Below are 12,677 nucleotides of genomic sequence, written 5' to 3' on the forward strand. Positions count from 1 at the left end.
CCGGCTCAATCCACTCAATCTGGGCCGTGCGAGGCTCAGCCGAGAACCGCGGTTGTGATCGTCGAGGCAGGGGGCACGCCGTCATGCGCGCGTTCACGCTCGGTTGCCCTCTCCTCGTCGTGACTTCATCATGGACGGCCAATCGCGCCTCGACGAGGGCAACTGTGGCGCCCGCCGCGCGCACACCGGTCAGGTACAGAGGGATTCACGAATGCCTCGACCTCGGCATCGATGGCGCGGTTCGGCATGAGCGCAGCGCTTGACGCGCGATGCAGCGCCGTGGCACGGCTGTTCGCCGGGGAGGCCGTGATGTCGCCAGTTCCGCGTTGGTCGCTCAGGGCGTTGATCCCGCTCTGGATGTTTCTCGCTTGCGTGCTCGCGTCGGGCGGGTGCCAGTGCAGCTTCGGCGAGCCGCTTCCGGAGCCGCCTCGTGGCCTCGTCGCCTGCCGGACACAGCGTGTGCACAGCCCTGCCACGTCCCGCCCCGCGCCGGAGGTCGAGACCGTCGCCGCCGGCGCCATCCCCGGAGCGTTTTCCATCACGAGCACCGGTGAGGCCGTGTACACCATGGATCTGGCCTCCCCGCCCTCGCGCGCGGGCATGGGTCCTGGGCTCCAGATCGTCTACCGCAGCGACGGCGGCGACGGCGTGCTCGGCAACGGCTTCTCCCTCACCGGGCTGTCCGCGATCACGCGATGTCCGAAGAGCCTCGCGCAAGACGGGGAGATCCGCGGCGTGCGGTACGACGGCGACGACGCGCTCTGCCTCGACGGCCAGCGCCTCGTCCCCGTGGGAGAGGGGCCGGGAACCATCGAGTACCGCACGTTCCCGGATACCTTCGTCAAGGTGGTCGGTCACACCCCTCCGGACGGCGGCGGGCACGCCGAGGCGCTCTTCTTCGAGGCGTATCTGCCCTCCGGCCGCGTCGTCGAGTACGGGCGTACCGAGGGCAGCAAGCCGCTCGCGCGAGGTGGCGTCCCGCGTGCGTGGCTCGCGAACGAGGCCCGAGACGGCCGTGGCAACGCCATGACGTACGCATATTGCCTCGCCGAGGCCGAGGACGGCCATACCGCCGAGTACGCGGTGGATGAGATTCGATACACGGGCTTCGAGGGCACGCCGTCGCTCGAGCCTTCCCGGGCGGTGCGCTTCGTGTACGGGACCAAGGACTCGGCCGCGGTTCGCATGGGCTACTCGGGCGGCGTGGCGCTCCAGCGCTCGCTTCGCCTGGAGGAGATCCAGATGCTCGGTCCGGGCGACGCGCTGGTCCGGAGCTACGGTTTCCGCTACGAGCTGAGCCTGACGACGAGCCGGACGCTCCTGACCCAGGTCGAGGAGTGCGCGAGCGACGGGGTCTGCAAGCCGCCGACACGGTTTCAGTACAGCCGCGGAAAGCCCGGATTCGAGCGGCTCACGACGGACATCGACAAGCCGGTCTCCGAGAAGGCGAGCCCGATGGTGTTCGACATCGACGCCGACGGCCTCGACGATCTCGTGATTCCGGACATCGTCGCCGGGCCCAGCACGCCGTCGCATCCGATCACCGCGTGGGGGGTGGCGCGCAACCTCGGGCCCCGCGCCTCGCCGTCCTTTCTCGCGGCGCCTGAGCTCGCCTTCCTCGAGGATTGGCTGTTCGTCGCCGATCCGGATGGACCGTCCGACCCGGCCCTTCTTCAGCCCGAGCTCGGGACGGTGCTCGATTACAACGACGATGGGCAGATGGACGTCTTTCTCCACGACGTCTTCGACACCAAGACCACATGGCACGTGCTGCTGTCCCAGCCGGACCGGACCTTCGCGCTCCATGACACGGGCATCCGCCGGCCGTTCCCGCTCGGGGTCACGCCTGCGCCGCCGAGCCTGAGACGCCCCGGCGCCTCGGTGCACCTCGCCGATCTCGACGGGGACTCGGTGCCGGATCTGATCCAGTGCCAGGACCACGCTGAGGAGCTGGTACCGAACCCGCTCTCCGCCGTGTGGACCGTCCACCTCTGGAGGCCCGCGCGCGGCGCGACGTCCGCGGGATTCGACCCCACGGGCGAATCGATCGAGCTGCTCACCGGCTATCCCTGCGCAATGGAGATCCACACGCTCGACATCGACGCCGACAGCAAGATCGATCTCATCGTGCCCTCCGTGAAGTTGTTTGGTGACGGGACGGCCCTCATCAAAGATAGCTACGAGGCGATCATGCGCCGGGGCGAGGAACGCTGGGGGGTCATCGACACCAAGCTCCCTGTCGTGCCGCGCGGGGGCCGCGTCGTCTTTCTCGACGTCAACGGCGACGGCCTGCCCGATGCCGTCGAATCCGGCTTTAGCGGCCAGCTCTACACCTACCTCAACACGGGGTCGACGTTCGTGATATCGCCGTTCCGGACCGTCGACGCGTTCAGCTTCGGCGATGTGCTGGGGGTCCCGGACCAGGACGCGCTTTTCCGCCTCGCGGTGCCGCTCGACTTCAATGGCGATGGACGGCAGGATCTGCTCATGCCCGTCCCACCAGGCATGCTGCTGAGTGGCTCCAATGTCCTCCCCTCCTGGGCCGTCCTGCAAGCGACGGGCGACCTGGCGGGGCCGCCGTTCAAGCTCGTCGACGCAGGGGTTCCTTTCGAGGCCAAGCTCGGTGACGCGATCACGCTCGCCGATCCGCACGGGCCGCGCACCGGCGATCTCAACGGTGACGGGGCCCAGGACGTGATCCTGCCGCTCGGCGGTGTGTTCAACGTCTTCCAGAACCTCTCGGCCGACCAGGATCTCCTGGTCGCAGTCTCTGACGGGATGAACGCGCACGAGCCGACCGAGCCGGGCTTCGTGCCCAACGTGAGCATCTCGTACGGCCACCTGACCGATGCGCCGGTCACGAGCGGAGGCGCGGAAGAGGATCCCGACCGGAGGAGCGCGCTCTACGTCGCGCGTTCCGGCGCGGCGGACGACTGCGGCTATCCGCGGCGCTGCGTCGTGGGCCCTCGCCGGGTGGTCAGCGCGTACGCGCTCAACAACGGCGCGGACCGGCCGCGGCGCTTCGAGGTCGGCTACCGCGACGGACGCTACCACCGGCTGGGCCGCGGATTTCTCGGGTTCGGCGAGCGGATCGTCACCGACCTGGATACGGGTGCCGTGACGATCGACGTCTACGACCACGTCACCTTCGACGACGAGCTCCAGGTCTTTCCCTTCGCGGGGAGCGTCCAGCGGACGCTGCGCGGGGCTCCGGGGCTCGCGAGCCAGCCCAGACCGGAGCAGATCGAGCTCTCGTTCAGCGACGTGACGCGGACGCTCGTGCCGACCAACGACGGCGCCACGTACTTCACGCTGCCCACCGAGCGCCGGGTGAGGCGAGCGCAAGGGGTCTATCCGCCCCCGAGCGGTGACGCGACCTCGATCGAGGCGTACGTGCGGGAGATCGAGCGCGGCGGCGACGGCGCGACGCTGCTGCGCGACTCGGTGTCGAAGGTGACGGACTTCGACATGTTCGGCAACGTGCGCGCCGAGGAGGTCTCGACGGAGGGCGTCGACCTGACGCTCGAGGTCACGCGGTCGTTCAAGAACGACACCGAGCGCTGGGTGCTCGGCCAGCTCGAGACGCAGAAGGAGTGCAGCGCGGCGGCGGGGATGTCGCAGTGCAGGACCCTCACGCGAACGACAACGATCTACGGCGAGGTCGAGACCGAGTCCACCGAAAGCGACGACGGCCTGCCGGACACGAAGCTGAAGCTTACGTACGCGCGCGACGACTTCGGGAACATCACCGGCGTCACGGCCGAGGACGCCTTCGGGCACAAGAGGACATCCAGCACGGACTTCGACGAGCAGGGCATGTTCCCCGAGAAGTACGTGAACGCGGCCGAGCATTCCACGCTCGTGGAGTTCGACGACGCGCTCGGTGTGCTCCTCAAGCAGGTCGATCCGAATCAGCTCGTGACGACGTGGGCGCACGACGGCTTCGGGCGGCTCGGCATCGAGAACCGCCCGGATGGCACGACGACGACCGTCACGCTCGCTCGCACCAAGGACGGTGGCCCGGCGCAGGATGCGTGGCGGGTGAGGCAGCAGAGCATCACGACCGGCGGTGCCGACGATACGGTGGAGTTCGACAGCCTCGGCCGCCCGATCCGGTGGCTGGGATACGGGCCCGAACCGCAGCCGTCGGAGGGCTCGGGCGATGCGAAGCGCATCATGCAGGAGATCGGGTACGACGCGCTGGGCGAGCACATCGCACGGCGCTCGGTGCCGGTCAGGGAGGACACGCCCGAGAGCGCGATCCTGTACGATCGCTACGAGTACGATGCCGCGGGCCGCGAGGTGCGCCATACGACGCCGTGGAACGCGGTCACGACGACGGCGTACGATGGCCTGCAGGTGCGCGTCACCGACCCGCTCGATCATGTGACGGTGACCGAGCAGGACCCGCTGGGGCGCATCAAGACCATCACCGACGCGGCCGACGGGATCACCCGTTACGCGTACGGCCCCTTCGGACTGTTGCACACGGTCACCGATCCGGGCGAGGCGGTGACGCGCACGACGCGCGACGCATTCGGCCGCGTCCGGCAGCTCGACGATCCCGATCGGGGCACGACGGTCTCGATCCATGACGGCTTCGGCGATCAGATCTCGTCGACCGATGCGCTCGAGCGAAAGGTCACGTGGACGTACGACGCGCTCGGTCGACCCCGCTCACGCGTGGACCAGGACGGCGCGGAGAGCCTGACGACCACGTGGACCTGGGACACCGCGGCGCACGGCGTCGGCAAGCTGCACACGCTCGCGAGCCCCGACGGGGAGAAGACGTACGGGTACACGGGCCGTGGCCAGCTCGACACGATCTCGCTCCGCATCGATGGAGAGCGCTCTCCCCTGGAGGCAAGGCTGGGTTACGACGCGCTCGGCCGCGTCGAGACGGTCACGTATCCGGCACCGGCCGGCGCGGCGCCGTTCGTCGTGGCCCACGACCGCGACGCGCACGGCCATGTGCTCGCCGTGCGCGACAGCGGAACGAACCTCGCTTACTGGCGCTTGGCGGACGTGGACGACGCGGGGCGCTTCCGCGAGGAGGTGTTCGGCAACGGCGCCGTCACGGAGCGGAGCTACTTCGCCGACAAGCAGCGCCTGAGGCACTTGGCGACGCAGAGCGGCGCGGGGGAGGTGCAGGACCTGGACTACGGGTTCGATGATCTCCTGAATCTCACGCGCCGCACCGACGCGCTCCAGCCCGAGAACACGACGGAGCGCTTCCGGTACGATTCGCTCCATCGGCTGACGTGCGCGTACTTCGGCGATCTCGAGAGCTCGGCGGCGCCCTGCGCGCTCCGCTACGACTACCACCCGAACGGCAATCTCACCTTCAAGTCGGACGTCGGTGACCTCTCGTATGACGACCCGCTGCACCCGCATGCGATCACCGGCGCGGGTACGGACACCTTCGCGCATGACCCTGTCGGTAATCAGACGGCGCGGCCCGGCGGCACGACGGTGCGCTATACGCCGTTCGACCTGCCGGAGCAGATCACGCAGGGCGCGAGCACCATCACGTTCGGCTACGACGGCGACCAGCAGCGGATCCGCAAGACCACGCTGGAAAAGGAGACGCTCTACTTCGGCGATCTGTACGAGCGGGTCACCGAGGCGGCGTCGGGCGCCGTGGAGCACCGGTACCACGTCCACTCGCCGGAGCGCGTGGTGGCGATCGTGACCCGGGGAGGCTCGGACGACGGCACGCGCTACGTGCATGTCGATCACCTCGGCTCGATCGATGCGCTCACCGACGAGGACGGCGACGTGATCGAACGGCGGAGCTACGACCCGTTCGGGCAGCGCAGGAACCCCGTCTGGGGGGAGCGCCCGCCTGCGTCGTTCCCGAGCGAGACGACGCAGGGGTTCACCGGACACGAGAGCGACGACGACCTCGGGCTCGTGAACATGAAGGGCCGGCTCTATGATCCAAGGATCGGGCGGTTCTTGACGACGGACCCGATCGTTTCGATTCCGTCCTTCGGGCAGAGCTGGAATCCATACAGCTACGTACGCAACAGCCCGCTCAATCACGTGGATCCGAGCGGGTTCCAGGAAGAGCCGGTGGAGGCGCCGATCCTGCCGGTCTACTCGGTGGTGCGTCCGGAACAATACGCCGTAGAGCTCTTCTACTCGCCGCCGAAAGCAAACCAGCCTGAAGAAGGGCCGCGCGAGGCCGTGGAGGTCGGCGCCACGACGGCGCCTATCGACGTGGGCACGACCGGAAGCTCATCCGGGTACGTGCCGCAGCCGGTGACCGTATCGCCGGAGCACTCGGGCGTCGGCGGCCCAGGCACCGTCGTCGGCCAGACCTTGCTGGGCGCCGCGGAGGGGACGCGCGACCTCGGAGCAGGGATCGGGCGGATGCTCGTGCTGAATGCGCTGACGCTCGGGATGTACAGCGGCTACGAGTTCGCCAGCGCGATGTGGGCCGGGTACGACGAAGACGGCCTCGTCGGCGCGCTCAATGCCGTCAACCCGCTCTACCACATCGGCCGCGGCGCGGCGGACACGGCGCTCGCCATCGATCGGGATGACTATCGGACAGCGGGCTCGGCGGGGGTGAAGGCGATCCTCCTCGGCGCGGCAACGGTGTACGGTGCGGGCAGAGGGCTGGGAGCGCTCGCGGAGGGGTCGACGGCGGCGGGAGCCGCGACGGCAACACCGAGAGCGTACTCGGTGGCGTTCGAGACCACCATCCCGAAGGCCGGGGTCGGCAGATACCCTGCGCACTTCGCCGCAGCGAATGAGAATCTGCTTCAAGCGATGGCAGATCCACAGCTCGCGCAAATGCTTCGTCAAACCCTAGGGCAACAGTTCGAGAGCACGGTCCTGAGTCCAACGGGTCGCGTTCTTGGAAGATCACCCACGGGGTGGACATGGCATCACGTTCCCGGTAGACCTGGTGTGCTTCAGCTGGTTCCAATCGAGCAACACGCGTCGGGCTCGTCCTGGCAAAATCTACTTCATCCAAACGGACAGGGAGGGATGAGTGAATGGGGACATCTCTACTAAAAGAAGTTCTTCAGGAGTGGGAAAAATACGAGCCCGATGACGACCTATATGTTCCATCCGGAACGAGCATCACCTTGAACACACCCGTCGTCATTCTTTCGTTCGATCGGCATCGTCCTCGGAGGGTCGAAGACCTCGAATACATCTTGAGTTTTGAGCAAGTCAGGGACGCCATCGTCGGGCTCGAGGCCCAGCTTCGGCGTGATACGTCGGCTGAAGAGCGGCTCGCAGCGGTTCTGCATTATGCGCGACATGACGCGTTCATCGATCCCCAGCACGTGTCGGTGGGTAAATCGCGGGAATGAATCGGCTCGTCGCGCGGAAACCGACCATGTCCAGGTCGTCGGTCCGATGCTGCGCAACGCGCCCCTCGGCCTGCTCTGCGCCGAGGTGCGCTTCCTCGCGTCTGAGTTCGCACAGTGGCTGCTCGCGTCGCGGTTCCGCCCGAGATGGCGCGCGCCACGCTCCCGCCGGTCTGCTTCGAGGAGCACGTGAACGCGGCCACACACATCACATCCGTGAGCCCGACGAGGTGCTCGGCCGCGTCGAGACGGTCACGTACCCGGCGCCTGCCGGCGCGGCGCCGTTCGTCGTGGCCCACGATCGCGACGCGCACGGCCATGTGCTCGTCGTGCGCGACAGCGGAACGAACCTCACCTACTGGCGCTTGGCGGGCGTGGACGACGCGGGGCGCTTCCGGGAGGAGGTGTTTGGCAACGGCGCCGTCACGGAGCGGAGCTACTTCGCGGACAAGCAGCGCCTGAGGCACTTGACGACGCAGAGCGGCGCGGGTGAGGTGCAAGACCTGGACTATGGGTTCGACGATCTCCTGAATCTCACGCGCCGCACCGACGCGCTCCAGCCAGAGAACACGACGGAGCGCTTCCGGTATGATCCGATCCATCGGCTGACCTGCGCGTACTTCGGCGATCTCGAGAGCGCGACGGCACCATGCGCGCTCCGCTACGACTACCACCCGAACGGCAATCTCACCTTCAAGTCGGACGTCGGTGACCTCTCGTATGACGACCCGCTGCACCCGCATGCGATCACCGGCGCGGGTACGGACACCTTCGCGCATGACGCTGTCGGTAATCAGACGGCGCGGCCTGGCGGCACGACGGTGCGCTATACGCCGTTCGACGTGCCGGAGCAGATCACGCACGGCGCGAGCACCATCACGTTCGGCTACGACGGCGACCAGCAGCGGATCCGCAAGACCACGCCGGAAAAGGAGACGCTCTACTTCGGCGATCTGTACGAGCGGGTCACCGAGGCGGCGTCAGGCGCCGTGGAGCACCGGTACCACGTCCACTCGCCGGAGCGCGTGGTGGCGATCGTGACCCGGGGAGGCTCGGGCGACGGCACCCGCTACGTGCATGTCGATCGCCTCGGCTCGATCGATGCGCTCACCGACGAGGATGACATTTGGAACTTGCATCAGTCCATCAATGTGCCAAACGGCGCACTCCAAGAACTAATTCGACTCAACAAGGAAATGTACCCTGGAGCTTTTACGGAATGACACCGGAGAAATTTGTCGCAGCAATACAAAAAACGTTCTCGAAGCCGCAGCCGAGGCGACGGTGGCAACATTGGAACACCCGCCGGGCCGTCGGCCGGAGAAAAGTCTTATCGAGGCCAGTCGGTGGTTTAGAACCTTGTCCGACCAGGAACAGGCGACGCTGCTTCGAGTGCTCAACATGGCGGCCCATCATGCAGTTTTCGGTTTTCTCGCCGTCCTCGACGGTTCGAGAGCGATCGAAGATGACGCAGAGAAGGGAGAATTCAGGCTGATATTCCGAAAGGGTGGACACGAGTGGGAGATGAACAGCCCCAACGGAACGCCGCTGCACGACATCCTGAACCAGCAATTGGGCGATAGAAACATATAGAATGATACCGCCCGGATCCCGGCATCATGGGGTCGTGACCGAGTGGAGGTACGACGCGCTCGAGCGGCTGACGTGCGCGTACTTCAGCGACACCGAGAGCGCGACGGCGCCCTGCGATCTCCGCTACGAGGGCAAGCCCAACGGCAAATTCTCCTTCAATTGGTATCCCCGACTATTATGAAGCCGAGAGTCTGTGGGCGATTCTCCATGAGGGCGGCTATTAACTGGATAATATTCCGTTTTACGCTCGCGAGGTTGCAGATGGCTATGAGGTAACGGCGCGACGGGGGCCAGACGGGGACCTCTGGTGCGATAGCTTGGTAAAGCCATGGACGTGCTCCCAGCGTCCCCCATTCGCTAGCGAAGGGTAATTGGAGCAGGGCGAGCGAGAGGGACTGTTTGAATCTGGGGATAGTGCGCCTTAGACAAAAGCCGTGGCCAGCGATATTGTCGTCATGCTCGGTGGCATATGAAGCCAAGGCTCTCTCGTTGATGCCTTGACCGATGACCGCACCTATTCGCGGAAGCGAAGCGTCTTGACGGCGACGCCATCCTCCCCCCTGATCTCGTTGCCAGACCAATCCCAGCTCACGCCGCCCTTACCCGGCGGTCCCAGTTCATACCTGACGCCCTCAAGCGTAAGCTGGTCCTCGTCGAGGTAGGCAATGCCGATCGAGTCGCCGCCGCGTCCAGGGCCGCCGTAGCCGCCGTCGCCTCCTCGGCCTCCCTCGCCGCCGCCACACGACCAGGTGCCGTCCCCCACGGCCCCGCCGGGGGCGCCTCGGCCGCCGTCGCCGCCTCGCTCGGGCGGCCCGCCGTCACCACCTCCCCCGGCGTCGACCGTCGTGAGCAGGCTGTCGCGCACCGTCAGCTTGGCGTGAAGCACGGCGATGGCGATGCTCGGCTGGCCGTTCCCGCCCGGTTGGCCGCCTCGACCGCCGCAGCCCCCCGCGCCGCCCGAACCGCCGGCTGCGCCCCCCTTGGAGGCCACATCGCACACAGCGAGCCCGCCGCGACGCCCGCCTCCCCCGCCGCCGCCCTGGCCCGGCATGCCGCGGCCCCCCTCGGCTGCCTTGTCGCCCTCCCATCCGGTCTCCGTGAGCCGCCCGATGCCCTCGCCAGGTGCGCCGGCGACGCCCCACTTGCCGTTTTTCCCGCTGAAGCCGACGCCGCAACCACCGTCTTCGCGGTTGCCGAGTCCTCCTTGCCCCTCGTGGCCGGGGTCCGGCGCGGGTACGGGCTCGCCGGCCTCCCCATCGCCAGCGCCGTCGGCGAGCCCGTCGCCGCCCTTGCCACCGACGCTCGGGATCCCGCCCTCGCATGGGTTCACCACCGCGGGCCCGCCGGCGACGGTGGCTGCCGAGCACGCATCCCCGCCGTAGATTCCGTGCGGCCCGTCGGGTGCCCGATTGAACCCGGGCCACCTCTCGCCAGAGCCGCCCCCATTTCCGTAGGACGCGCGGATCTCGCTCCGGGTGAGCTCCACCGCGGTACCCGACCGAACGAGCATCCCGATATAGGTTCCACCCGAGAGGTCGATGTGGTCGATCGTCGAGACGCCATCCGCCGCCCCGGTGTCGCCGGCGCTCGCCGGCTCGACGGTCAGATCGATGGCGAAAGGTTTCTCACGGACGTTGATGCTGGTCGTAACATCCTCGTCAAAGCGTTCAAATGTCTGGCAATGAAAGCCCCCGTAGAGGTCCACGCCGGAGGGTAGGAGGACGGCTCCTTCGAAGGCGTCGTTGCACGCGAACACCCTTCCTCTTCCGATGCGGGCCAGGGCAATCGCGCGCTGGAGAGAGCGGACCGGCTTGTTCTTCGTGCCTGGATTCGCATCGTCACCGCCATAGAAGGGCCCGGCAACAAACACGCCACAGCCGTCGTCCAGCCGATCGGCGGCAAGGTGCTCGAGACATACGGATTCCGGCGGTGCTTCGTCCTGGCACGACGATGTGAGCGCACACGGCGGAGCGTCGGCATCGATGGGGCCTGGCGCGCTCTCGCAGCCAACCGTGGCGAGGGGTAGAGCAAGGAGCAGGACAATCGTGCCTTTTGACATCATCGGTATTCCTCGACGGCGGCGCCGCGGCAAGCGACTCAACGGGGCGGCTCGTTGGTCGCACCGAAGCGATAGAGATGCCCCTGTGGACCAGCCGCGCCTCTGCCCACTTCGTCATTGACATCCGCGTTGCCTGCCGAGCCGCCGCCTCCAGGGCCTCCAACTTCGATGGTCGTGCCGGGCAGGATGGCCAGATGGGGGACCACATACGCGATGCCGACGGCAGCGCCGCCGAGTCCGCCGCCGGCATCACCGCCGCGACCGCCGTCCCCTCCGAAGCCGCCATCGCATGCGCTCCACATTCCGGTTCCAGTCAAGCCCTTGCCGCCGTAACCGCCTTGGTGCCCAATACCGCCTAGTTGGCCAGTTCCGCCGACCCCGCCATTGCCGCCGTTGCGCGCGACAACCTTCGTGGCGTCGAGTTCTAGCTCCGAGTCCTCCAGTGCAACGATGGCGATGCTCGCTCCGCCATATCCGCCGCCCCGGCCTGCCTGGCCGCCGCAACCCCCGCTCCCCCCCGAACCACCGGCTGCACCGCTCTGAGGGCGGCCTACACGGCACGCGACCATGGGCCCATGCGACTTGCTGCCGCCACCGCCGCCCCCCCCTTGGCCGGCGCCGCCCTTCTTTCCATCCTCACCCCGGACACCCACCCATCCGTGGATGTCGAGGTAGCCTTCACCTGCCGCGCCGTCAGCGCGGCCACCGCTGGCACCGAGCGCGCCGTCGTTCCCCTTCGTGCACGGATCGCTGCCCGCGCCGAGCCCCGCAATCCCATAGCCTTGCGGATTTTCCGCAGGCTCCGGCTGCCCTGGCGTGCCATCGCGGCCCACCTCAAGCCCACCGTCGCCGCCATATCCGCTCGTCGACTCGCTCCCATCGTCGCACACGGTCACGACTGGCAGGGCGCCCACGGCGGCGTCCGCAGTGCAGGCATCGACGCCGTTGATCCCCAAGGCGCCATCGATCGCTCGATGGCTCGGCGCGTCCTTGCCCGCCTCCCCATCCTTGCCGTTGCCCGCGATGACATCGCTCGACGCCACCCTCGCCTTGGCGCCCTGGCTCAAGATCATCGCGATCGACGACTTTCCATCGCTCGCGGAGGCGTCGGCCGCCACGGCGTGCACGCCGAAGATCACGGAGGTCGCGTCGTCCCCTGCGATGCCCCCGTCGTTCCCCCCGAGGACCCGCAGCGGGATCCCCACCGCCGGAGCGATGATCGTCGGGTGATCCGGCCCGCCGAACGACCCCTCATACGACCACTCGCCGTCCTCGCAGAGCCGCCCGCCCCAGAGATCGACGCCCGAGGGCAACGCGAGCGCCTCCTCGAACCTCCCGCCGCACGCGTACACGCGCCGGGTCGCCACCTCGCCGTGGCGTCGCCCGTGCGCGGCGAGCCGGACCGCGTGTTGCAAGGTCTTCACGGGCGCATCCTTCGTGCCGGGGTGCTTGTCGTCGCCGTGCTCGCCGACGAACACGCCGCACTCATCGAGCGCTGGCGCTGTGCTGGGCTCTCCCGCGCACGGGTCGAGCGGAGGCTCCGGCTCGGGAGGACACGCCAGCTTTTCCGAGCAATCATCGGAATAGCTAGCGCAAGCTGTCAGCGTACCAGCTCCCCACAGGCAGGCTGCCAGAGCGATGGCCGACCTCGCGGCGCCTCGGCCTGCCAGCGCCGCCATTCTCTCGGTCCCCTGCGT

6 protein-coding genes are annotated in these 12,677 nt (G+C 67.7%); 4 read left to right on the top strand and 2 right to left on the bottom strand.

The features are described 5' to 3' along the window. Window positions 1–309: 309 nt before the first annotated feature. The 4 genes from WME73_RS05410 (at window position 310) to WME73_RS05425 (ending at window position 8,921) form a co-directional block, all read left to right on the top strand. Window positions 310–7,026: an RHS repeat-associated core domain-containing protein gene (locus WME73_RS05410; protein WP_437917352.1), complete on the top strand. Its 6,717-nt coding sequence runs from the start codon at window positions 310–312 to the stop codon at window positions 7,024–7,026. Continuing rightward, window positions 7,008–7,331 (top strand): DUF7716 domain-containing protein, encoded by a 324-nt coding sequence (locus WME73_RS05415; protein WP_437914970.1) that lies wholly within the window; start codon window positions 7,008–7,010, stop codon window positions 7,329–7,331. Before WME73_RS05410 ends, WME73_RS05415 begins: the two co-directional genes overlap by 19 nt. A 227-nt stretch (window positions 7,332–7,558) precedes the next feature. After that, window positions 7,559–8,551, top strand: coding sequence for a hypothetical protein (locus WME73_RS05420; RefSeq protein WP_437914971.1), 993 nt, complete (start codon window positions 7,559–7,561; stop codon window positions 8,549–8,551). Between the two features lie 61 nt (window positions 8,552–8,612). Further along, window positions 8,613–8,921, top strand: a complete 309-nt coding sequence (locus WME73_RS05425; RefSeq protein ID WP_437914972.1) for a hypothetical protein — start codon at window positions 8,613–8,615, stop codon at window positions 8,919–8,921. Between the two features lie 514 nt (window positions 8,922–9,435). On the opposite strand, the gene WME73_RS05430 is transcribed toward WME73_RS05425, so the two are convergent. Both WME73_RS05430 and WME73_RS05435 read right to left on the bottom strand, forming a co-directional pair. Further along, window positions 9,436–10,983, bottom strand: a complete 1,548-nt coding sequence (locus WME73_RS05430) for a hypothetical protein (protein WP_437914973.1) — start codon at window positions 10,981–10,983, stop codon at window positions 9,436–9,438. A gap of 35 nt (window positions 10,984–11,018) precedes the next feature. Next, the gene (locus WME73_RS05435; RefSeq protein ID WP_437917353.1) at window positions 11,019–12,659 is read right to left on the bottom strand and encodes a hypothetical protein; all 1,641 of its coding nucleotides are present in this window, start codon (window positions 12,657–12,659) and stop codon (window positions 11,019–11,021) included. Window positions 12,660–12,677 lie beyond the last annotated feature (18 nt).

Source organism: Sorangium sp. So ce302, from assembly GCF_051530145.1.
Taxonomy (GTDB): domain Bacteria; phylum Myxococcota_A; class Polyangia; order Polyangiales; family Polyangiaceae; genus Sorangium; species Sorangium cellulosum_B.